The organism is Nonomuraea sp. NPDC050540 (assembly GCF_044457485.1).
Classification (GTDB): domain Bacteria; phylum Actinomycetota; class Actinomycetes; order Streptosporangiales; family Streptosporangiaceae; genus Nonomuraea.
In genome coordinates, this window is the sequence record NZ_JBITHA010000004.1 from 604,625 (window position 1) to 626,059 (window position 21,435).

The following is a 21,435-nucleotide window of genomic DNA, read 5'->3' on the forward strand; positions in this document are numbered from 1 at the left end:
GTGGGGGTGTCATCTACTGTGACTAACTCGCTCGCGGACGTGGCGGCATCCGCCACCACGCTGCGGGCCTTCCTGCACGGCCTGCCCGGTGTCGACCGGGTCGGCGCGGACCAGCGAGCGGCGATGCTCGGCACCCGATCCATCAAGACGACCGCGAAGGCGCAGGCCATCGACCTGGCCATCTCCATGGTCGACCTCACCACGCTGGAAGGCGCGGACACGCACGGCAAGGTGCGGGCGATGTGCACCAAGGCGATGCGTCCTGGTGGCGGCGCGCCTCGTGTCGCGGCGGTCTGCGTCTACCCCGACCTGGTGGCCGTCGCCGCCGAGACCGTCAGGGGCTCGGGGGTGAAGGTCGCCTCGGTGGCCACCGCCTTCCCGAGCGGGCGCTCCTCCCTGGAGGTCAAGGTCAGCGACACCGCGCTGGCCGTGGCGGCGGGCGCCGACGAGATCGACATGGTGATCGACCGCGGCGCCTTCCTGGAGGGCGACTACCTCAAGGTCTTTGAGGAGATCGTCGCGGTGAAGGCCGCCTGCGGCCAGGCGCACCTGAAGGTGATCCTGGAGACGGGCGAGCTGGCGACCTATGACAACGTACGGCGCGCGTCCTGGCTGGCCATGATCGCCGGCGCCGACTTCATCAAGACCTCCACCGGCAAGGTGGCCCCGGCGGCCACGCTCCCGGTGACCCTGATCATGCTGGAGGCCGTGCGCGACTTCCGCGACGCCACCGGCCGCCAGGTGGGCGTGAAGCCCGCCGGCGGGATCCGCACCACGAAGGACGCTGTCAAGAACCTGGTCCTGGTCAACGAAACCGCGGGCGCGGACTGGCTGACGCCCGAGTGGTTCCGGCTGGGCGCCTCCTCGCTGCTCAACGACCTGCTGATGCAGCGAGAGAAGCTGGCCACCGGCCGCTACGCGGGCCCCGACTACTTCACCTTGGACTGACGATGGCCTTCGAATACGCGCCCGCGCCCGAGTCGCGCGATGTCGTCGACATCAAGCCGTCCTACGGGCTGTTCATCAACGGCGAGTTCGCCGAGGGGTCCGGCGCCCCCTTCAAGACGATCAATCCGGCGAGCGAGGAGAAGCTCGCCGAGATCGCCACCGCCACCTCCGACGACGTGGACCGCGCGGTCCAGGCCGCGCGCAAGGCGTTCGGCGTCTGGAGCGCGCTGCCCGGTTCCGAGCGGGCCAAGTACATCTTCCGCATCGCCCGCATCATCCAGGAGCGGGCCCGCGAGCTGGCCGTGCTGGAGTCGCTCGACAACGGCAAGCCCATCCGCGAGTCGCGTGACGTGGACGTGCCGCTGGTCGCGGCGCACTTCTTCTATTACGCGGGCTGGGCCGACAAGCTGGAGCACGCCGGGTTCGGCACCAGGCCGCTGGGCGTGGCCGGTCAGGTCATCCCGTGGAACTTCCCGCTGCTCATGCTGGCGTGGAAGATCGCTCCGGCGCTGGCCTGCGGCAACACCGTCGTACTCAAGCCGGCCGAGACCACCCCGCTGACCGCGTTGCTGTTCGCGGAGATCTGCCAGCAGGCCGACCTGCCGCCCGGCGTGGTCAACATCGTCACCGGCGCGGGCGAGACCGGGGCGGCCGTCGTGGCCCACCCCGACGTCAACAAGGTGGCCTTCACCGGCTCCACCGAGGTCGGCCGCATCATCGCCCGCACCGTCGCGGGCACCGACAAGAAGCTCACGCTCGAACTCGGCGGCAAGGCCGCGAACATCGTGTTCGAGGACGCCGCCGTCGACCAGGCCGTCGAGGGCATCGTCAACGGCATCTTCTTCAACCAGGGCCACGTGTGCTGCGCCGGCTCGCGGCTGCTGGTGCAGGAGTCGGTCCAGGACGAGCTGCTGACCGCGCTCAAGCGCCGCCTCGGCACGCTGAGGCTCGGCGACCCGCTCGACAAGAACACCGACATCGGCGCCATCAACTCCGCCGAGCAGCTGGCGAAGATTCGTGAAATGTCGGAAATTGGAGACTCGGAGGGCGCGGAGCGCTGGTCGCCCCCCTGCGACATCCCGGAGAAGGGCTTCTGGTTCCCGCCGACCCTCTTCACCGGCGTCGCCCAGTCCCACCGCATCGCCCGCGAGGAGATCTTCGGGCCGGTGCTGTCCGTGCTCACCTTCCGCACCCCGGCCGAGGCCGTGGAGAAGGCCAACAACACCCCGTACGGGCTGTCGGCCGGCGTCTGGACCGAGAAGGGTTCGCGCATCCTGTGGATGGCCGACCGGCTGCGCGCCGGAGTGGTGTGGGCCAACACCTTCAACAAGTTCGACCCCACCTCGCCGTTCGGCGGGTACAAGGAGTCGGGCTACGGCAGGGAAGGCGGGCTCGCCGGGCTGGAGGCCTACCTCGATGTGTGAGCACAAGCGCGGCAGACGCAGGGCCCGCCGCGGGCAGGCCACTCGGGGACACGCCTTCGCCAGGGCCGGGCGGCCCGGCCGTACCGGGTGGTTCGCGCACCGCTGCGGCGTCAGCAGGTGCGGTCAGATCTTCGCTCCTGTGCAGTTGACCCAGGAGATCACGTGGAGGGGGCGCGGCGATGAGTAGGTTGGCCGTTCGCAAGACCTACAAGCTGTTCATCGGCGGGGCGTTCCCGCGCTCCGAGAGTGGAAGGTCCTACGTCGTGACCTCGGCCAAGGGCGAGTTCGTGGCCAACGCGGCGCGTGCCTCGCGCAAGGACGCCCGTGACGCCGTGGTGGCCGCCCGCAAGGCCTTCCCCGGGTGGTCGGGGGCCACGCCGTACAACCGGGGGCAGATCCTCTACCGCGTCGCGGAGATGCTGGAGGGGCGGCGGGCGCAGTTCGCCGAGGAGCTGGGCGGGCCCAAGAAGGCCGCGGCCGAGCGGGTGGACGCGGCCGTGGACCGGCTGGTCTGGTACGCCGGGTGGTCGGACAAGATCGCCTCGGTGCGCGGGGCGGCGAATCCGGTGGCGGGGCCGTACTTCAACCTCTCGACGCCGGAGCCGACCGGGGTGGTCGCGGTCGTCGCGCCCGCCGACCCGCTGCTCGGGCTGATCTCGGTGATCGCGCCCGTCATCGTCACCGGGAACACGTGCGTGGTGGTGGCAGCGGAGAACGCGCCGCTGCCCGCGATCACGCTGGCCGAGGTGCTGGCCACCTCCGACCTGCCCGGCGGAGTGGTCAACCTCCTCACCGGCCACCAGTCGGAACTGGCCCCGTGGCTGGCAGCGCACATGGACGTCAACGGCCTGGACCTCGGCGGCGTCGAGGATCCTGACCTGGCGCTGAAGTGCGAGCAGGAGGCCGCCGAGAACCTCAAGCGCGTCTTCCGCCCCGCGTCCGAGGACTGGTCCCCGGACCCGGCCCTTTCCCGCATGACCCGCTTCCTCGAAACCAAAACCGTCTGGCACCCGGTGGGGATCTGACCCTCTTTTAGGGCTTCTATCCGTTACGGCGAGCCCCCGCTCACGCCACCCGCCGGCGTGGGCGGGCGCCGATCGTGGGGGTCGCCTCTCACGTCGGACGTGGTGCCCGCCGTCACGGCCTTTCGCCGGCCCCCTCTCCCGGCCTACCGGGGTGGGATGTGGTGGGTGTGGCGGAACAGGTCGGCCGGGTCGTAGGTCGTCTTGAGGTCCCTGAGGCGTTCGTATGCTGTCGGCTCGAAGGCCTTCTTCACGTTTTCTTCCGTCGCGTGGGCGGCGAACAGGAAGTTCAGCGCCTTTCCGCCGGTTGCCCAGGGGCGTAGGGCGGCTTCGGTCTGGGCGTGCTCTGGGGCTACCTCGCCGCCTCTGGAGACGATGCCGTAGAGGAACGAGGCGTCCCGGTTGCCGATGGCGTTCGGTGTGGCCGGCGGGCGGGACAGGGCTCCGCCCAGGTGGCGGATCTCCACGATGGTGGTGGTCAGGGACCTGGCCGCCTCCACCGCCTGGGGTGGCAGTTCCCGCAGGAGGCTGTGGGAGGACTGGGAGGCCACCGGGTCGGTCGGGTCGTTGTGGATGATGCCCGATCGGGTGTAGGGGATCTCCTCCACCTTGTCCATCAGGCGCGGGCCGTACGCGCGCAGGGGTTCTATGAGGCGCTCGCCCTCCTCCGCCGGGCCCGCGTAGGCGATGCGGACGTGGGTCGCCCGGCGGCCGCGCAGGGGTTCGGGGACGAACGGGACGTCGGGGAACGGGATGACGGCCACGGACGAGGTCATCTTCTCCGGGACGTTCGCCACCCACTCGCGCCACGCGTGCACCGCGTCGAAGCCGTCGAAGAACAGCGCGCCGCCGTACAGGGTCGTCACCGGGAACAGGGCGATTTCCAGGCCCGTGGCCATGCCGAAGTTGCCCCTGCCGCCGAGCAGGGCCCAGAACAGGTCGGGCTCCTTGTCGGGGGTGGCCAGGGCGAGGTCGGCGTCGGCGGTGACCACCTCGATCGCCTGGACGTGGTCGGCGGCGTAACCGTGCTCGCGGGCCATGAGGCCGATGCCGCCGCCGAGGGTGTAGGAGAGCGCGCCCACCGCCGGTGCGGCGCCGGACAGCGGGGCCAGGCCGTGGGCGGCGGCGGCCTCGATCACCTTGGACCACGGGGTCCCCGCCTCGATCCAGGCGGTCCTGGCCGCCGGGTCGATGCGGACGCCGTTCATTCTTCCCGTGGTGACGAGGACGCCGCCGTCACCCGCGACCGCCAGTCCGTGGCCGGTGGCCTGGACGGCCACGGGCAGGTCGTGCGCGGCGGCATGGGACACGGCGGCGCGGACGTCCGCGGCGTTCTCCGCGGCGAAGATCACGTCGGGGCGATGGCTCGCGGAGAGCTGGAAGCCGGTCCGCTCGCTGTCGTACTGGTCGGAGTCTGGGGTGATGGTGTGAGCCATACGGCCATCGTGCCCAGAGGCTTTCCATAAGTCCAAGAGCTGTTTCTGCTCGTAGCTATAATCCACAGTTATGGAACTGCGGCAGCTCGAGTACTTCGTGTCGGTGGTCGAGGAGGGCGGCTTCACCAAGGCCGCGACCAAGCTGCATGTGGCGCAGCCCGGTGTGAGCGCCCAGGTCAAGCAGTTGGAACGGGAGCTGGGGCAGCCGTTGTTCGACCGGTCGGGGCGCAGCGTGACGCTGACCGAGGTGGGGCGGGCGGTGCTGCCCTACGCGCGGGCCGCACTGTGGGCGGTGACCGGGATGCGCGACGTCGTCGACGAGTTCACCGGGCTGCTGCGGGGGCGGGTGGTCATGGCCGTGGTGACCGCGCCCTGGGCGCTGGACCTGGCCGGGCTCCTGGCGGACTTCCACGCCAAGCATCCGGCCGTGGAGATCACGCTCAACGAGATGGACCCGGTCACGCTCGCCGAGGCGCTGGCGGCAGGGCAGGTGGACCTGGCCCTGCTCGGGCTCGGGGCGCCGCTGCCCGCCGGGGTGGAGACCCAGGTGGTCATCGACCAGGACGTCGTGGCGGCGGTCGGGCACGGGCACGAGCTCGACGGGCGGGACTCTGTCACGGTGTCGGAGCTGCGAGATCATACGCTGATCACGTTGCCGTCGGGGACCGGGTTGCGGTCCATCCTCGAGTCTGCCTGCGCCGGTGCGGACTTCCGGCCTCGGGTGGCGTTCGAGGCCAGCGAGCCGTACTTCCTGGCCAAGCTGGCCGGTCACGGGCTGGGGGTGGCGATCCTGCCGCGGTCGGCGACCGCGCGGCATCACGACCTGCACGTGCTGGAGATCCGGGAGCCCGCCATGCGGGGGCAGATGGGGCTGGCCTGGCGTACCGACCAGCCCGCTGGGCCGGCGGCCCGTGCGCTGGTCGAGCACGCCAGGGCGACGATGGGCGGGCCGGGCTAGCTCCGGGTCAGGTGGTCGCCTGTGCCACCGCCGCCGGTGCGCGGCGGTAGGTGGCCAAGGTGAACAGCAACGCGGCCACGCCCAGTCCGGTGGAGAGGATGATCACGCCGGCTCTGCCGTACCACTCCAAGGCCAGGCCGCCCGTGAGGCCGGCCACGAACAGGCCCGCGTACTGGGCCGACGAGAGCAGTCCCAGTCCGATCGGCACGCTGTCGGGGACCGCGGCGACCGTCCGGTACTGCTGCGCGGGAGCCATCAGCCAGCCCACCGTTCCCCAGAGGAAGGCCCAGACCAGGGCGATCGGAAGGGACAGGTTCGCGACCGGGATCAGGGCGAGGAAGACGGTCGCGGCGACGAGGCTCAGGAAGACCATCCGGCGTGGGCCGTACGCGTCGGTGAGGCGGCCGCCGAGCTGGTTGCCGATGATCCCGCCCAGCCCCCACGCCCACAACACCGCGGGGAGCGGCAGGTCGAAGAGGGAACCGATGTAGGTGTAGGCGGTGAAGCCCGCGGAGAAGATCAGCAACTGGGTCGTCAGCACCGCCACCACACCTCGGTCGGCCAGCGGGGCGAAGCGGTCGCGCAGCCGTCCCGAGGAGGGGATCACCACTTCCGGCACCAGAACGGCCACGCCGATCAGGCCCACGACGCCGAGCGCCACCACCAGCCAGATCGTCGAACGCCAGCCGCCCGCACCGCCGAGCCAGGTGCCCAGCGGCACCCCGATCGCCGAGGAGACGCTGAGCCCGCCCATCACCAGCGCCAGCGCGCGGCCCCGGCGTTCCGGCGAGGTCAGCGCGTTGGCGACGCCGGAGGCGGTCGGCGTGAACATGGCCGCCCCGGCCGCGGCGATCACCCGCGTGGCCAGGATCAAGGGGTAGGTGGGGGCGATGGCGGTCAAGGCGTTGCCCAGGATGAAGACGGCGAGCGCGATCACCAGCAGGCGCTTGCGCGGCAACCTGGCCGTGAGCGCCGCCAGCACGGGCGAGAGAATGGCGTAGGCCAGCGCGAACACCGTCGCCAACTGCCCGGCCGCCGCCACGGAGATCTGCAGGTCACGGGAGATCGGAGGGAGAAGTCCCGCCGTGACGAACATGCCCGTCCCAACAGCGAAATTTCCCACAGCAAGTGGATAAAGCCTGGAATTCACTCCCACTACGCTGGCTTATAGTTGGATGGTTGTCAAACAATAGAACTGAAGTAGAGTGACATCATGCGCCAGCTTCCGCATCCGGACGCGAAGGACATCCAGCTCACGGAGGTGCTGAGGGTTTTGGGGGATCCCGTGCGGCTGGAACTGGTCGTCAAGCTCTCCGACGGTCGTGAGCTGTCGTGCTCCAGCGCCGGGGACGACCTCGACATCCACAAGTCGACGCTGTCGCACCACTACCGCGCGCTGCGCGAGGCCGGCGTCACCAGGACCCGGCTGAACGGTCGTGAACGCATGCTCAGCCTGCGCAGGGACGACCTCGACGCCCGCTTCCCCGGCCTGATCAACTCCATCCTCACCGCCGCCCACCCCGCCTGAACCCGTGCCCACCCCACCCCGGACCCCCTCACCCAACCCCACAACCACCGGCACGCCATCCGGCTCGTCGGGCACACCCGGCTCGCCTCTCGCGGGGCCGCCGGACGCGCTCGATCCGGCCATCGCCGCACTCGGCCTGGGGGATGGGTTGCCGATCGCTGGGGTGTTGGGGGAGTTGTCGCATGTGCTCGAACGGCATGGCGGCGCGGTGCTCACCGCGCCCCCCGGCACCGGCAAGACCACGGTGGTGCCCCTCGCGCTGGCCGTCGAAGGGTTGCGGGTGCTGGTGGCCGAGCCGCGGCGGCTGGCCGTACGGGCGGCCGCGCACAGGATGGGTGTCAGCTACACGATCAGGGGCGAGCGCAAGGTCGGCCGCAACCCCATGGTCGAGGTCGTGACCACAGGCGTGCTGCTGCAGCGCCTCCAGCACGACCAAGAACTCCCCGGCGTGGACGTCGTCATCCTCGACGAGTGCCACGAACGCCACCTCGACGCCGACACCGCCCTCGCCTTCCTGCTCGACGTCCGCGAGACACTCCGCCCGGACCTGCGCCTGCTGGCCACCTCCGCGACCGCCGACGCCGCGCCCCTGGCCCGCCTGCTCGGCGACGCGCCGATCGTGGCCGCCACCGGCGCCCTGCACCCCGTCGAGACCGTGTGGGCGCCGCCGTCCCGCGCGCTCGCGCCGCCGCACGGGCTGCGGGTGGACCCCGCGTTGCTGTCCCACGTCGCCTCGACGGTACGGCGGGCGCTGGCCGAACGGCAGGGCGACGTGCTGTGCTTCCTGCCCGGCGTCGCCGAGATCGGCAAGGTCGCCAGGATGCTCGCTGACGAGGACGTGCAGGTGCTCCAGGTACACGGCCAGGCCCCCGCCCACGTCCAGGACGCCGTGCTCGCCCCCGCCGAGGCCCGCCGGGTCGTTCTGGCCACGTCGGTGGCCGAGTCGAGCCTGACCGTGCCCGGGGTACGCGTGGTCGTGGACTCGGGGCTGGCCCGCGAACCGCGTACCGACCATGCGAGGGGGCTCGGCTCCCTCACCACGGTCCGCGCCTCGAAGGCGGCGGCCGTGCAGCGGGCCGGACGGGCGGGCCGCGAGGCGCCCGGCGCCGTCTACCGCTGCTGGACCGAGGCCGAACACCAGCGCCTGCCCGACCATCCGCAACCTGAGATCGCCCTGGCCGACCTGACCGGTTTCGCCCTCCAGGCCGCCTGCTGGGGCACTCCTGACGCCACCGGCCTGCGCCTCCTGACCTCGCCGCCGCCGGCCGCGATGTCGGCGGCCGCCCGTACTCTCGAAACGCTTGGAGCCCTTGAGCCCGGAACGGCGCGGGTGACCGATCGTGGGTGGCGGATGGCGCAGGTGGGCGTGCACCCGCGCCTGGCCAGGGCGCTCCTTGACGCCGGACCGGGCTCCGCCGAGGTGGTCGCGTTGCTGTCCGACCAGCTCCCCAGGGACGCCTCAGACGACCTGGCCGAGGTCTGGCGCTCGGCCCGTCGCGGCGCGCTGCCCCGCTGGCGCAAGGAGGTCGAACGCCTGACCCGGGCCGCCGCGGCGACGGGAGGGCGGCGGGGCACCGTCGACGCGGTGGCCGGGGTGACGGTGGCGCTGGCGTTTCCCGAGCGGGTGGCGCGGCGCAGGGGCGGGGCCTATCTCATGGCGTCCGGTACGCAGGCGCGGCTCGGCGAGGGTTCGCGGCTGGGAGAGGCCGAGTGGCTGGCCATCGCGGTGGCCGACCGGCCGGCGGGTTCCGCGACCGCGCGGATCCGGCAGGCCGTGGTGATCGACGCGGACACGGCCCGGCTGGCCTGCGAGGTCACGGTCGAGGACGAGGTGGCCTGGAAGGTGGCGCCCGGGGAGCGGCGCGGTGACGTGGTGGCGCGGCGGGTCGAGCGGATGGGCGCGATCGAGCTGGGGTCCAAGCCGCTGCGGGGCGCCGAGGTGCGGGAGGCTCTGCTGTACGGCCTGCGTACCGAGGACGTGCTCACGTGGACTCCTGAGGCCGTCGCCCTGCGCGAACGGCTGGCCTTCTGTCATCGGGCGGCCGGCGACCCGTGGCCGGACATGGACGCGTTGCCCGATCTGGCCGAGCAGTGGCTGGAGCCGGAGCTGTCGCGGGCGCGCCGCCGTTCCGACCTGGAACGCATCGACGTGGCCACGGCGCTGCGCAGGCTGATCCCGTGGAGCCGGCGGCTTGAGGAGGTCGCCCCGGAGCGGATCGAGGTGCCGAGCGGGTCGCGGATCCGCGTCGACTACTCGGGCGGGCAGCCGGTGCTGGCGGTCAAGCTGCAGGAGCTGTTCGGCTGGGACGACGCCCCGAAGATCGCCGGGGTGCCGCTGCTCATCCACCTGCTGTCCCCGGCGGGCCGCCCGGCGGCGGTCACGGCGGATCTGGCCTCGTTCTGGCGCGACGGCTACCGGGCGGTACGGGCCGAGCTGCGCGGGCGCTATCCCAAGCATCCCTGGCCGGAGGACCCTTTGACGGCGAAGGCCACCCGCCACACCAATGCCCGGATAATGGGGAAATGACCGACGAGAGGGTGCTGGCGGCGGCGCGCAACAACGCCGAGTGGTGCGACCTGATGTCGCGGGCGCACGGAGCCACCGGGCGCTTCGGCCCCGCGGTGTGGAGCAGCGACCGCAGGACGCCGCCCTACTACCCCGACGCCGTCACCCTCGACCCCGCGGCCACCGCCGCCGACGTGCTGGACGGCATCGACGCGGGCCCGTGGGCCTCGGTGAAGGACAGCTTCGCCGCGCTGGAGCTGGACGGCGGGTTCGAGGTGCTGTTCGAGGCGAGCTGGATCCACCGGGAGCCGCCCGAGGACGTGGCCGTGCCGGGCGAGGTGGGCTGGGAGCGGGTCGAGGACGCCGCCGTCCTGCGCGCATGGGAACGGGCCTGGAGCGGCGGGCACGACAACGAGCTGTTCCTGCCCGCGGTCCTGGACGGGGCCCGGGTGCTGGCCGGACGGGCCGAGGGTGAGATCGTCTGCGGCGCGGTGCTCAGCGGCGACGAGCGGGTGGTGGGCGTCTCGAACGTGTTCGCCGCCGGTCGCGACGTGGACGACGCCTGGGCGGGTGTGCTGGCGATGGCCGCTCGGCTGTTCCCCGGGCGGGCGCTCGTCGGGTACGAGAGTGACGTCGCGGCGGCGGCCCGCCACGGGTTCACCGCGATCGGGCCGCTGCGCGTCTGGCTGCACGAGGGCTCGTAGCGGCCCGCCGTACCGTCAAAGGCACACCGCACCCGCTGAAAGGCGCCCGCTAGAGGGCGTCGCGCCAGGTGGGGTCGGCGAGGACCTCTGCCGGACGCGTGCCCACGCCGAGGTCCTTGAAGCCGCTGGACGTCCCGACGCACACCACAGGCCCGTCGAAGGTACGGCCCAGCGCGCGGTAGGCGGCCAGGCCGGCGGCGCCCGAGAGTTCCTGCCAGACGCCCTGATCGGCCAGCTCCCGCTGGGCGGCGCGCATCGCGTCGTCGCCGACCGGCAGCGCCAGGCCGCCGCTGTCGCGGACCGCGAGCACGCCGCGGTGCCCGCCGACCGCGCACAGGATGGCGTAGGCGTCGGAAGGGCCGGCGTCGACGATCGCGGCGGGTTCGCCGTCGGCCAGCGCCCGCGCGGTCGGGGCGCCGGCGGCCGGTTCGCAGGCGAACATGAGCGGCACGTCCGTCGTCGCGCCCGTGCGGCGCAACTCGGTGAAGCCCTTCCAGACGCCGTAGAGGAGCTCGCCGTAGCCGGTCGGCGTGAACACCGCCGCCGGGACCCGGCCGAGCTGCGCGAACAGCTCGTAGGCGATGGTCTTGTAGCCCTCGGGGCCGTAGGGGTGGCCGGTGTGGGTGACGGTCTGGTTGCTGACCGGGTGGTAGCCGAGTTCGTCGACGATGTCGCGCAGCAGCGGCCAGCGTCTGTCCGCGTCCACGGTCAGGACCTTCGCCCCGTACGCGCGCACGAACGACTGGACGGCGGGCGGCGAGTCGGCGGAGGCGAGCACGACGGCCTTGAGCCCGGCGCGGGCGGCGTAGGCGGCGGCTGAGGCGCCGTGGTTGCCGGATGAGGCGACGACCACGCCGGGGGCGCCCGCGGCGAGTGCGGCGCTGACGGTGACGCGGTTGAGCCGGTCCTTGTGCGACCAGGTGGGGTTGCGGGACTCGTCCTTGAGGTGGACGCCGCCGTCGAGCTCCAGCAGCGGGGTGCCGCCCTCGCCCAGGGTGGGCGCGTGGAGCGGCGGCAGCAGCGGCGACCACCGCGCGATGTCGGGCAGCGGCGCCTGCTCGAACAACCCGGCGGGCACCCGGTCGTAGTCGTAGTCCACGTCGAGCGGGTAGGCCAGGGCGTCGGTGCCGGTCTTGGGACAGCCGCGGGTGAGCGGGGGGACGAGGGGATAGCTGATCGAGGGGTCGCCCAGTGAGCGCTGGGCGACGGCAAGCGATGGAGCGGTCACGCGTTCGAGCCTAGTGGGCTATCATCGTGATATCACTTCGATAGCAAGGAGTCGCGATGGAACGACGTGCCTTCCGCCTCAACGGCTTCCTGGCCCTGATCGTGGCGATCGCGCTGGCCGCGGTGGCGGGGCTGACCCTGCTCAACGGCGGGCTGTCCGGGCTGGTGCTCGCGATCGTCCTCGGGCTGGTCGTGCTGCTCATGCTCACCGGGTTCGCCGTGATCAACCCGAACGAGGCCAATGTCGTGCAGTTCATGGGCCGCTACGTCGGCACGGTCACCGACGCCGGCCTGCAGTGGGTGCTCCCGCTCACCACGAAGCGCAAGGTCACGCTCCGGGTCCGCAACTTCGAGACGGCCAGGCTGAAGGTGAACGACGCCGACGGCAACCCGGTGGAGATCGCCGCCGTCGTCGTCTACAGGGTCACCGACGCCGCGCGGGCCGTGTTCTCCGTCGACGACTACGAGGAGTACGTCTCCATCCAGTCGGAGGCCGCGGTGCGCCACCTGGCCACCACCCATCCGTACGACTCGCACGAGGAGTCCCGCACCAGCCTGCGCGACGGCGCCACCGTCGCCGAGGAGCTCACCACCGAACTGCGGGAGCGCACCGAGCTGGCCGGGGTCGAGGTGCTGGAGGCGCGCATCACCCACCTGGCCTACGCGCCCGAGATCGCCCAGGCGATGCTGGTCCGCCAGCAGGCCGCCCAGGTGGTCGCGGCGCGGACGCGCATCGTCGAGGGCGCGGTGGGGATGGTCCAGCTCGCGCTGAACCGGCTCGCCGCCGAGGGCGTGGTCGACCTCGACGAGGAGCGCAAGGCGCAGATGGTCTCCAACCTGCTGGTCGTGCTGTGCGGCGACCGCGCGACCCAGCCGGTGGTGAACGCCGGCAGCCTCTATGCCTGACAAGAAGAAGCTCCTGCTGCGCCTGGATCCGGCCGTCTACGACGCCATCGCCAAGTGGGCGGCCGACGACCTGCGCAGCGTGAACGGGCAAATCGAGTTCGCGTTGCGCCTGGCCCTGAAGGAAGCAGGTCGGGAGCCTCGCACCGAACGCTAGAAACCTGCAGACTCTATGCATGTTGTGGGCAGGAAGGTCCGCCGTGGAGATCGCGGCAGCCGTACGGCATGGGGACGTCGCGCCGGAGACCGTCGTCGAGGAGCATCTCCAGGTGATCGCCGAGCGTGATCCACGGCTCGGGGCCTTCCGCCTGGTCAGGGGGCGCGCGGTCGAGGAGGCGCGGGCGGTGCGCAAGCGCCGCGACCTGGCCGACCTGTCGCTGGCGGGCGTGCCCGTGGCGGTCAAGGACAACCTGGAGGTCGCGGGCGAGGCGTGCCGCCACGGCTCGGCCGCCACGTCCGCCGCTCCCGCGCGTGAGGACCATCCCGCCGTCGCCCGCCTGCGCGCGGCGGGCGCGGTCGTGGTGGGCCTGACCAACCTGCCCGAGCTGGGCCTGGTGGGCTTCGGCGACAGTGCCTACGGCACCGTCAGAAACCCCTGGGACCTCTCCCGTACGGCCGGCGGCTCCTCGTCCGGCGCGGCCGCGGCGGTGTCGGCGGGCATGGTCCCGATCGCCCTCGGCAACGACGGCATGGGCTCGCTGCGCATCCCCGCGGCCTGCTGCGGGGTGATGGCGCTGAAGCCGGGTCCGGGCGTGGTCCCGCCGCCGGTCAACGACTGGCGGGGCCTGACCGAGAACGGGCCGCTGGCGTGGAGCGTGGCCGACCTGTCGCTGACGTTGTCGGTGCTGGCCGCCGACCCGGGCCTGGCCGAGTCGTGGCGGACCGGCTCGCGGACGGAGCCGACGCGCCCGATGCTCCGCTCGGTCTGGGCCGACGACGGTGACGACCAGACCTGGGAGCACCGTCCGATCCGGCCGGACGCGAACGGACCCTTCGACCTGCGCGTGGCCTACGCGCCGCAGCCGCTTCCCGCGGGCCTGTCCATGGACCGGGAGTTCCGGGCGGCGGTGGAGGCGGCCGCCGAGACGCTGCGCGTGGCCGGGCACACGATCGTGGAGCACGAGGAGCGCCTGCCCGCCTGGCTCGGTCCCGCCACGATCGCCGCCTGGCTGGCCCGCTCGGGCGAGGCCGCCGACGGCCTGGACCGCGCCCGCCTGGAGCGCCGCAGCCGCGCCCTCGGCCGGGCCGGACGGGTGCTGGCCAGGCTCTCCCTCGACGGCACGAAGGGCAGGGAACGCTGGAGCGGCTACGGCGCCGACCGCTGGTTCGGCGACGCGGACGTGCTCATCACCCCGACGCTGGCCGCGGTGCCGCCCCGGGCCGACGGGTGGGCACAGCGGGGCCTGTTCAGCAACGTGCTGGCCAACGCCAGGTACGCGCCGGCGACGGGCCCGTGGAACATGTGCGGCTGGCCGGCGCTGTCGGTGCCGATCGCCACCCACTCGACGGGCCTGCCGATCGCCGTGCAGCTCATCGCGCCGCCCGGCGGCGAACCCCACCTGCTCGGCCTCGCCGCCCAGCTGACCACCGCGCATCCGGCGGTGCGCCCGCCGGGCTACTCGCTCTAGCCGGGCAGGGGCGAGATCCAGCCCAGCGCGATGCACAGGAAGATGAACGCCCCAAGCGCGATCCGGTAGATGACGAAGCCGGTGAAGCGGTGGGTGCTGATGTAGCGCAGGAACCAGGCCACGGCCGCGTAGCCGACCACGAACGAGATGATCGTGGCCAGGATCGTCGGGCCCCACGCGGGCGCCTGGCCCTCGCCGATCTCGGTCAGCTCCAGCAGGCCCGACGACAGCACCGCCGGGATGGCCAGCAGGAAGGAGTACTTGGCCGCGTCCTCGCGCCGGTAGTCGAGCAGGAGGCCGGCGGTGATGGTGCCGCCGGAGCGGGAGACTCCGGGGATCAGGGCCAGCGACTGGGCGAAGCCGTACACGATGGCGTGGGTGAAGCTGAGGTGCTTCTCCAGCGTGAGCTTGTTGCGGGCGGTGCGGTCGGCGAACCACAGGATGATCGCGAAGACGATGAGCGTGGTGGCGATGATGCGCAGGTCGCGGAAGACGGTCTCGATCTCGGTCTTGAACAGCAGGCCGAGCATGCCGATGGGGAGCGAGCCGACGATGATGAACCAGCCCATCCTGGCGTGGAACGCGCCGCGCAGGGCGGGTGTCCACAGGGAGCGGGTCCAGGTGGAGACGATCTCCCAGATCTCCTTGCGGAAGTAGATCAGGACCGCGGTCTCGGTGCCGAGCTGGATCACCGCGGTGAAGGCGGCGCCCGGGTCGTCCCAGCCGACGAGTTCGGAGACGACGCGGATGTGTGCGCTGGAGGAGATCGGGAGGAACTCCGTCAGGCCCTGGATCAGGCCCAGGACCACAGCTTCGAGCCAGCCGATCACGCGTATACCCTCCCACGCCCGTCTCTTTGACGAAGCGAGGTTATCGGTCGTTGGGGTTGGGTGGTGACAGCGTTGCTCTCGGGGAGCGGGATGGGTCCGGAAATTTCTGGAAACGGGTGTCGTCCGGTTGGGGCGGTCCAGACCGTAGTACCGGTGATGGACACTTTCGCCGAGTACGTGATGACGCGGTCAGCGCGGCTGCGCCGTACCGCCTATGTGCTCACCGGCGACTGGGACACCGCGGACGACCTCGTCCAGACCGCTCTGGCCAAGGCGTGGACGGCCTGGCGGCGGATCGACGGCGACCCGGATCCCTACGTCTACCGCATCCTCACCCACACCCACGCCTCCTGGTGGCGGCGGAGGTGGCGGGGCGAGGTGCCGACCGAGCGGCTGCCCGAGATCCCGGGCGGCGACTTCTCGGCCGAGGCGGAGGAGAAGGCCGCGGTGTGGTCGGCGATCCGGGAGCTGTCGGGGCGGCAGCGCGCGGTGATCGTCCTGCACTACTTCGAGGAGTTGACGCTCCCGCAGTGCGCCCATGTGCTGGGTTGTTCGCTCGGCACCGTGAAGACGCAGCTCGGCAGGGCGCTGGCCAAGCTGCGCGTACATCCGGGCATCCGGTCCGAGGAGGCGGCGCGATGACGTTCACCGAGGACGACCTGCGGGCGCTGCTGGACGAGCGCACCGCACCCGCACCCGAAAGGGCGACAGACGTGACCCAGATCGTACGGCGGGGCCGCAGGATGCTGATGATCCGGTGGGGGATGAGCGCGGTGCTGGCGGGGGCCGCCGCGCTGGTCGCGTTCCTGCTGATCCCCGGGCAGAGCCCGAACCCGGATCCGGTCCCGGTGGCCGCCGCGACCCCCTCGGTGACGCCGTCGCGGACGGTCGAGCGGGAGCCTTCCCTCACTCTCGGCGGCAAGGACCGCTCCGACGGTCTCTACTCCGACAAGTCGGCCGTCGGTCACGACCTGAAACTCACCCCCAAGTCCTCCACCATTGTGGTGCGGTGCGAGGAACCGGGCGCCTGGGTGGTGCTGTCGTTCAAGGGCGGGGCCGACAGGGACGGGGCCACGGCCCCGTGCGCCGGCCACGGGACCCGGTTCGAGGTGGCGGGGAAGGCCACGAGCGTGCGCGTCTGGGTGTTCCCGGCCAACGCCCCCGTGGTGGACCGGCCGCTCAAGGACTGCGTGCTGGCCGACAAGGAGAAGGGGCTCTGCGACGGCAGGTACGCCGCCGCCGAGCTCATCCGGTACGACGTCGCCCTCTCGCTCGCCGCCGACCTGGGCGTACAGGCCGGGGCCTGGTCGGCCGGGGTCTACGACCGGCCCTAGACCTTCCACGCCGGAGCCGCCTGCTCGGCGTACTCGGCGAAGTCGCGGGCCGGTCGGCCGAGGGCCTGCCGTACCCCGTCGGCGAGGTTTTCGTTACGGCCGTCGAGGACCTCGGCGAACAGCGCGTTGAGACCGTGGGCCTCGTCCTCGGGCACGCCGGCCGCGATGGCGCCGGCGGCGAACTCCTCCGGCGTGACCGAGACGTAGGCGACCTCGCGCCCGGTCGCGGCGCTGATCGTGGCGGCGGCCTCGGCGAAGCTGATCAGGCGGGGGCCGGTCAGCTCGTAGACCTTGCCGGCGTGGCCGTCCTGGGTCAGTGCCGCGGTGGCGACGTCGGCGATGTCCTCCACGTCGACGAAGGGCTCGGTGACCTCGCCGGCGGGCAGCGCGATGGTGCCGCTCAGCACCGGGTCCAGGAGCCAGCCCTCGTCGAAGTTCTGCATGAACCACGAGCAGCGCACGACCGTCGCCTCGACGCCGGCGCCGAGGACGACCTGCTCGGCCTCCTGGGCGAGTTCCTCGTTGCGGCCGGACAGCAGGACCAGCCTGCGCACGCCCGCCGTGACGGCGATCTCGGTGAAGGTGCGGATCCGGTCGAGCGCGCCGGGGAAGGCGAGGTCGGGGTAGTAGGTGATGTAGACGGCGTGGACGTCGCGGACGATGGGCGCCCAGGTGGAGTCGTCCTCCCAGTCGAACGCCGGGCGAGAGCCCTTGCGCACGTCGAGGCCCATCGCCTCAAGCCGCTCGACCACGCGGCGGCCGGTCTTGCCGTTGGAACCGAGAACCAGTGTCGTGTTGTTCGTCATGCCTCATAGTTAAGCGGCTGTGAATGAGACTGGACATGGTTGAAACGCGCCATTCCATATGCGATCGTCTCAACCATGGACCAGCTTGCCGCACTCCTCGACGGGCCACGTGCCCGGGGCGCTTTTCTGCTGCGTGCCCTCCTGGATCCGCCCTGGTCGATGCGGGTGGAGGACCAGGCGCCGCTCACCGTGGTGGGGGTGGTCAAGGGGCAGGCGTGGGTGGTGCCTGTCGGCGGCGGGCCCGTCCGGATCAGCCCCGGTGAGGTGGCGATCGTGCGCGGGCCGGACGAGTACGTCGTGGCCGATCAGCCGGACACCACACCCCAGATCATCATCGGGGCCGACCAGCACTGCACCACGCTGGACGGCGAATCGCTCTACCAGTCCATGGATCTGGGCGTGCGTACCTGGGGAAACAGCGCCGACGGCGACACCATCATGATCGTCGGGACGTACGCCATGGAGACCGAGGTCGGCAGACGGCTGCTGGAGGCGCTGCCGAAGCTCCTCGTGCTCCCGGGCGGGCCGCTGATCGGCCTGCTCGGCGCCGAGATGGTCCGCGACGAACCCGGCCAGGAAGCCGTGCTCGACCGGCTGCTCGACCTGCTGCTGATCTCCACGCTGCGCTCCTGGTTCGCCGACCACGAGGCGCCCGCCTGGTACCGCGCCCAGAGCGACCCGATCGTCGGCAAGGCCATGCGCATGCTCCACAACAACCCCGCCCACCCCTGGACCGTCGCCTCCCTGGCCGCCGAGGTCGGCGTCTCGCGGGCCTCGCTGGCCAGGCGCTTCACCGAACTCGTGGGCGAGCCGCCGATGGCCTTCCTCACCGACTGGCGCCTCGCCCTCGCCGCCGACCTGCTGCGCGAGCCCGGCGCCACCATCGGCTCCGTCGCCAGGAAGGTCGGCTACGGCAGCCCGTTCGCCCTCAGCACCGCCTTCAAACGGGTACGGGGCGTCAGTCCCCAGGAATACAAGGTCGGATGAAACCCCTGGTGCTCGTCGACATCGACGGCGTGCTCAACCCGCTCGGCCGGCCGTCCGCGGACTTCCGGCGCTACCGGTGCGTGCTCGAAGGCGAGACCTACACGGTCCACCTCAACCCGCGGCACGGCACCTGGCTGCTCGAACTGGCCGTGCGGGCCGGCGCCGAACTCGTGTGGGCGACCACCTGGGAACACCACGCCAACGAATGGATCGCCCCCCGCCTCGGGCTGCCCACCTTGCCGGTCATCCGGGTGGCCCAGGATCGTCCGAGCGAGGTGGGGGAGATGTTCAAGACGCCGCACGTGGCCGCGTACGTGCGGGGGCGGCCGTTCGTGTGGTTCGACGACCTGCTGTTCTCCGCCGACGAGCACTATCTCAGGGACCACCCGGACGTCGGCGACTTCTTCCTCGTCCAGGTCGACCCGAAAAGGGGACTGACCAGGCAACATTTCGACCTCGCCGCCGAATGGCTCACCCTGTCAGGGTTTTCTCAGGGTCCATAGTGGAACGCGAATCACCTGGTTGTCCGTTTTACCGGGTGAGTTCGCAACCAACGGAGGAGCGAGATGTACCGCTCGAAGGAGCACAGGATTCTGGCCGGCGTCTGCGGCGGCATCGCGGACAAGCTCGGCTGGTCGCCCACTGTCGTGAGGGCGCTGTGGCTGCTGCTGTCGCTGCTGCCCGGCCCCATGTGGGTGCTTTACATCATTCTCTGGATCGTCCTGCCCAACGGCCCGCGGAGCTACGCTCACTAGTATGAAGTCGCGCCCGCTCACGCTCATCCAGGACGATCTCGTCGGCTACGACGAGGCCATGGACCGCATGACCGACCTGGTCGGTCAACGGCAGAGAGACGAGCGGCGCGACACGCTGTGGTTGCTGAGCCACCCGATGGTCTTCACCGTCGGGCGGCGCACACCGCTGGAGCACCTGCCCGACCCCGCCCGCGGGGTGCCGGTCGTGGAGACCGGCCGCGGCGGCCAGCTGACCTACCACGGCCCCGGCCAGCTCGTCGGCTACGTGATCGTCAAGCTCGGTGAGGACGAGGGCATCGTCGACTACGTCCGCGAGGTGGAACTCCGCCTCGTCGAGGCGCTGGGCAAGCTCGGCCTGCCCGCCGAGCGCCGCGACACCCCGCCCGGCCACGAGCTCCTGACCGGCGTCTGGACCAGTGAGACCAGCCGCAAGATCGCGTCGATCGGGATGCGGCAGAGCCGCGGCGTCACCAGCCACGGCTTCGCGCTCAACGTCGACGGCGACCTCGAACCCTGGCACTGGGCGGTGGCGTGCGGCATGCCGGACGTCGACATGACCTCGGTCAAGCGCGAGCTGGACGCCGCCACCATGACCGAGGTCCGCGAGATCGTCGCGACCGCCTTCGAGGCCTCCGCCTAGGGAGTGGGGACCTCGTCTCTTAAGGCGTGGGCACCTCGTCCACGGTACGGCGGGGCCCGGTGAACCAGCGCTTGGCCGACAACATCCACCACAGGGCGATGCCCGCCAGCACCACGCCCACCGCGAGCGGCGCGTAGTTGACCGCCGTCCAGGTGAACTCGGCGTTGCCCGGGACCCCCTTCGGCGAGACCGGCATGATGAAGTAGATCGAGATCACGATGATCTCGATGATGGCGATCCAGTTCAGGACCTTGTACTTCGAGCCCAGCGTCCACGGTCCCGGCACGAACGCGGCGCCCTGCTTCAGCCGCAGCCAGATCGGGATCAGGAAGGCCAGGTAGAGGCCGATGACCGCGATCGAAACCACCGCGAGGAAAGCGACCGGCGCGGCCGTACCGGGAGGGGCCCACAGGGCCGGGAGCGTGATCAGCAGCGCCACGCCGCAGCCGGCGAGGATGGCGTTGACCGGGGTGCGGTTGTCGTTCACGCGTGACCACAGCCGCCAGCCGGGCACCGCGCCGTCCCGCGAGAACGCGTAGGTCATCCGCGACATCGAGGTCACGCAGCTCATCCCGCAGAAGAACTGGCCGAGCGTCGAGATCGCCAGGATCAGCGTCGCCGGAGCCCAGTCGAGCGCGGTCGTGAAGATCGTCGCCACCGCGCCGCCGCTCTCGTTGATCGCGTCCACGTCCGTGGCCGCGAACAGGAACGCCAGCAGCACGATCCAGCCGCCGATCGCCGAGTAGAAGATCGACTTCCAGAGCCCCTTGGCCGCCGACGTGGCCGCGCCGTGGGTCTCCTCCGAGACGTGCGCGCACGCGTCGAACCCGGTGATCGTGTACTGCGTCAGCAGGAAGCCCAGCGGCAGCACGTAGAACCAGAACGGCAGGCCGCCCGTCCCGTCGCCGAAGCCGGAGTTGTTGATCGTCTCGGTGAACACGAACGAGACCGACTGGTGCTGCTGCGGCAGGAACACCAGAAGCCCGACGACGACCGCGGCCCCCGCCACGTGCCACCAGACGGAGACGTTCTGCAGCACCGAGATCAGGCGATGGCTGTAGATGTTGATCAGCGCGTGGAGAATGAGGATCACCGCGAAGAAGCCGAACACCCTGGCCAGGCTCGGTTCCCAGGTGGGGAAGAACTGCGTGAGCGTGAGGTCGAGGAAGGTGGCGCAGCCGTAGTCGACCGAGGCGGTGACCGCGATCAGGCCCACCAGGTTCAGCCAGCCGGTGAACCAGCCGTGGATGGGTTTGCCCAGCTTGGTCGCCCACCAGTAGATGCCGCCCGCCGTCGGATAGGCGGAGACGAGCTCAGACATGCAGAAGCCGATGATCAGGATGAAAATCGAGATCAGAGGCCAGCCCCAGGAGATGGCGACCGGGCCGCCGTTGTTCCAGGCTTGGTAGAAGGTGGTGAAGCAGCCGGCGAGGATGGAGATGATCGAGAAGGAGATGGCGAAATTGGAGAAACCGCTCCAGGTTCGTGCGAGTTCCTGCTTGTAACCCAGCTCGGCGAGTCGTTTGGAATCCTCATCCACAGTCATGTGGTCTCCTCGGGGGGTTCTTTGGTCTACCTCTAGACCAATTCGTTCCTCCGATCAAGCGGTTACACGAGAGTTTCAAGGTAGTAAGAGATCCTCTTGGTATTTCGCCCCCATACGAGGCTCTCCAAAGGTGCTCCGCTGCGCTCCGTACGTCCTGCCCGTCCCCACCCGACAGGCTCGGTCCAGCCGTGGTGCGCGCTTCGCGCGGTGGGGCAAGGCTGTGTTGTCCAGTCGAGCCGAGCCTCAACCTCCG

At 71.0% G+C, this 21,435-nt stretch carries 22 protein-coding genes; 16 read left to right on the forward strand and 6 right to left on the reverse strand.

Going from position 1 to position 21,435, the window contains the following annotated elements; all coding sequences use genetic code 11:
* The first annotated feature begins 18 nt into the window (after positions 1-18).
* The 3 genes from deoC (at position 19) to ACIBI5_RS17540 (ending at position 3,397) form a co-directional block, all read left to right on the forward strand.
* Complete coding sequence (deoC, locus tag ACIBI5_RS17530; protein WP_397247864.1) at positions 19-948, forward strand: deoxyribose-phosphate aldolase; 930 nt, start codon at positions 19-21, stop codon at positions 946-948.
* Between the two features lie 2 nt (positions 949-950).
* Complete coding sequence (locus tag ACIBI5_RS17535; RefSeq protein ID WP_397247866.1) at positions 951-2,372, forward strand: aldehyde dehydrogenase family protein; 1,422 nt, start codon at positions 951-953, stop codon at positions 2,370-2,372.
* 179 nt (positions 2,373-2,551) lie between these two features.
* Positions 2,552-3,397 (forward strand): aldehyde dehydrogenase family protein, encoded by an 846-nt coding sequence (locus ACIBI5_RS17540; RefSeq protein ID WP_397247868.1) that lies wholly within the window; start codon positions 2,552-2,554, stop codon positions 3,395-3,397.
* Positions 3,398-3,540: 143 nt separating this feature from the next.
* On the opposite strand, the gene ACIBI5_RS17545 is transcribed toward ACIBI5_RS17540, so the two are convergent.
* The gene (locus tag ACIBI5_RS17545) at positions 3,541-4,830 is read right to left on the reverse strand and encodes an FAD-binding oxidoreductase (protein WP_397247870.1); all 1,290 of its coding nucleotides are present in this window, start codon (positions 4,828-4,830) and stop codon (positions 3,541-3,543) included.
* A 70-nt stretch (positions 4,831-4,900) separates the two neighbouring features.
* Between ACIBI5_RS17545 and ACIBI5_RS17550 the strand changes: the two genes are divergently transcribed.
* The gene (locus ACIBI5_RS17550; protein WP_397247872.1) at positions 4,901-5,788 is read left to right on the forward strand and encodes a LysR family transcriptional regulator; all 888 of its coding nucleotides are present in this window, start codon (positions 4,901-4,903) and stop codon (positions 5,786-5,788) included.
* Between the two features lie 7 nt (positions 5,789-5,795).
* Here the strand turns inward: ACIBI5_RS17550 and ACIBI5_RS17555 are convergent, their stop codons facing one another.
* A complete protein-coding gene (locus tag ACIBI5_RS17555; protein ID WP_397247874.1) occupies positions 5,796-6,944 on the reverse strand; it encodes an MFS transporter in 1,149 nt (382 codons plus the stop codon).
* A 57-nt stretch (positions 6,945-7,001) separates the two neighbouring features.
* Here ACIBI5_RS17555 and ACIBI5_RS17560 point away from each other — a divergent pair, with 57 nt between their 5' ends.
* From ACIBI5_RS17560 to ACIBI5_RS17570, 3 genes are all read left to right on the forward strand, one after another.
* Positions 7,002-7,316, forward strand: a complete 315-nt coding sequence (locus tag ACIBI5_RS17560) for an ArsR/SmtB family transcription factor (protein ID WP_397247876.1) — start codon at positions 7,002-7,004, stop codon at positions 7,314-7,316.
* Positions 7,317-7,464: 148 nt separating this feature from the next.
* On the forward strand, positions 7,465-9,843 hold the full coding sequence (gene hrpB / locus ACIBI5_RS17565; protein WP_397248032.1) for an ATP-dependent helicase HrpB: 2,379 nt from the start codon (positions 7,465-7,467) through the stop codon (positions 9,841-9,843).
* Positions 9,840-10,526 (forward strand): hypothetical protein, encoded by a 687-nt coding sequence (locus tag ACIBI5_RS17570; RefSeq protein ID WP_397247878.1) that lies wholly within the window; start codon positions 9,840-9,842, stop codon positions 10,524-10,526. Before hrpB ends, ACIBI5_RS17570 begins: the two co-directional genes overlap by 4 nt.
* A gap of 49 nt (positions 10,527-10,575) precedes the next feature.
* On the opposite strand, the gene ACIBI5_RS17575 is transcribed toward ACIBI5_RS17570, so the two are convergent.
* The gene (locus ACIBI5_RS17575; RefSeq protein ID WP_397247880.1) at positions 10,576-11,754 is read right to left on the reverse strand and encodes a pyridoxal-phosphate dependent enzyme; all 1,179 of its coding nucleotides are present in this window, start codon (positions 11,752-11,754) and stop codon (positions 10,576-10,578) included.
* Positions 11,755-11,810: 56 nt separating this feature from the next.
* On the opposite strand from ACIBI5_RS17575, the gene ACIBI5_RS17580 reads away from it, so the two are divergent.
* From ACIBI5_RS17580 to ACIBI5_RS17590, 3 genes are read left to right on the forward strand one after another with little or no spacing between them, the layout of a single operon-like run.
* Positions 11,811-12,659 carry an SPFH domain-containing protein gene (locus ACIBI5_RS17580; protein ID WP_397247882.1) on the forward strand — a complete coding sequence of 283 codons (849 nt, stop codon included), beginning with the start codon at positions 11,811-11,813 and terminating at the stop codon, positions 12,657-12,659.
* On the forward strand, positions 12,652-12,813 hold the full coding sequence (locus ACIBI5_RS17585) for a hypothetical protein (protein WP_184958437.1): 162 nt from the start codon (positions 12,652-12,654) through the stop codon (positions 12,811-12,813). The genes ACIBI5_RS17580 and ACIBI5_RS17585 overlap by 8 nt, the downstream gene beginning before the upstream one ends.
* A 43-nt stretch (positions 12,814-12,856) precedes the next feature.
* The gene (locus ACIBI5_RS17590; RefSeq protein ID WP_397247884.1) at positions 12,857-14,284 is read left to right on the forward strand and encodes an amidase; all 1,428 of its coding nucleotides are present in this window, start codon (positions 12,857-12,859) and stop codon (positions 14,282-14,284) included.
* Here ACIBI5_RS17590 and ACIBI5_RS17595 read toward each other — a convergent pair.
* A complete protein-coding gene (locus tag ACIBI5_RS17595) occupies positions 14,281-15,114 on the reverse strand; it encodes an undecaprenyl-diphosphate phosphatase (protein WP_360458744.1) in 834 nt (277 codons plus the stop codon). The two genes, ACIBI5_RS17590 and ACIBI5_RS17595, sit on opposite strands and share 4 nt — an antisense overlap.
* Positions 15,115-15,270: 156 nt before the next feature.
* Between ACIBI5_RS17595 and ACIBI5_RS17600 the strand changes: the two genes are divergently transcribed.
* Both ACIBI5_RS17600 and ACIBI5_RS17605 read left to right on the forward strand, forming a co-directional pair.
* Positions 15,271-15,756 carry a SigE family RNA polymerase sigma factor gene (locus ACIBI5_RS17600; RefSeq protein ID WP_397248033.1) on the forward strand — a complete coding sequence of 162 codons (486 nt, stop codon included), beginning with the start codon at positions 15,271-15,273 and terminating at the stop codon, positions 15,754-15,756.
* Positions 15,753-16,448, forward strand: coding sequence for a hypothetical protein (locus tag ACIBI5_RS17605; RefSeq protein WP_397247886.1), 696 nt, complete (start codon positions 15,753-15,755; stop codon positions 16,446-16,448). Before ACIBI5_RS17600 ends, ACIBI5_RS17605 begins: the two co-directional genes overlap by 4 nt.
* On the opposite strand, the gene ACIBI5_RS17610 is transcribed toward ACIBI5_RS17605, so the two are convergent.
* Complete coding sequence (locus ACIBI5_RS17610) at positions 16,445-17,254, reverse strand: NmrA family transcriptional regulator (protein ID WP_397247888.1); 810 nt, start codon at positions 17,252-17,254, stop codon at positions 16,445-16,447. The two genes, ACIBI5_RS17605 and ACIBI5_RS17610, sit on opposite strands and share 4 nt — an antisense overlap.
* A 75-nt stretch (positions 17,255-17,329) precedes the next feature.
* On the opposite strand from ACIBI5_RS17610, the gene ACIBI5_RS17615 reads away from it, so the two are divergent.
* The 4 genes from ACIBI5_RS17615 (at position 17,330) to lipB (ending at position 19,636) form a co-directional block, all read left to right on the forward strand.
* On the forward strand, positions 17,330-18,241 hold the full coding sequence (locus ACIBI5_RS17615; protein WP_397247890.1) for an AraC family transcriptional regulator: 912 nt from the start codon (positions 17,330-17,332) through the stop codon (positions 18,239-18,241).
* Entirely contained in the window at positions 18,238-18,744 is a 507-nt protein-coding gene (locus tag ACIBI5_RS17620; protein ID WP_379615233.1) for an HAD domain-containing protein, read from the forward strand. Before ACIBI5_RS17615 ends, ACIBI5_RS17620 begins: the two co-directional genes overlap by 4 nt.
* A 63-nt stretch (positions 18,745-18,807) precedes the next feature.
* The gene (locus tag ACIBI5_RS17625; protein WP_379615231.1) at positions 18,808-18,996 is read left to right on the forward strand and encodes a PspC domain-containing protein; all 189 of its coding nucleotides are present in this window, start codon (positions 18,808-18,810) and stop codon (positions 18,994-18,996) included.
* Position 18,997: 1 nt separating this feature from the next.
* The gene (gene lipB, locus ACIBI5_RS17630; RefSeq protein ID WP_397247892.1) at positions 18,998-19,636 is read left to right on the forward strand and encodes a lipoyl(octanoyl) transferase LipB; all 639 of its coding nucleotides are present in this window, start codon (positions 18,998-19,000) and stop codon (positions 19,634-19,636) included.
* Positions 19,637-19,655: 19 nt separating this feature from the next.
* Here lipB and ACIBI5_RS17635 read toward each other — a convergent pair whose 3' ends face one another.
* Positions 19,656-21,182 carry an amino acid permease gene (locus tag ACIBI5_RS17635; RefSeq protein WP_397247894.1) on the reverse strand — a complete coding sequence of 509 codons (1,527 nt, stop codon included), beginning with the start codon at positions 21,180-21,182 and terminating at the stop codon, positions 19,656-19,658.
* Between the last annotated feature and the right edge of the window lie 253 nt (positions 21,183-21,435).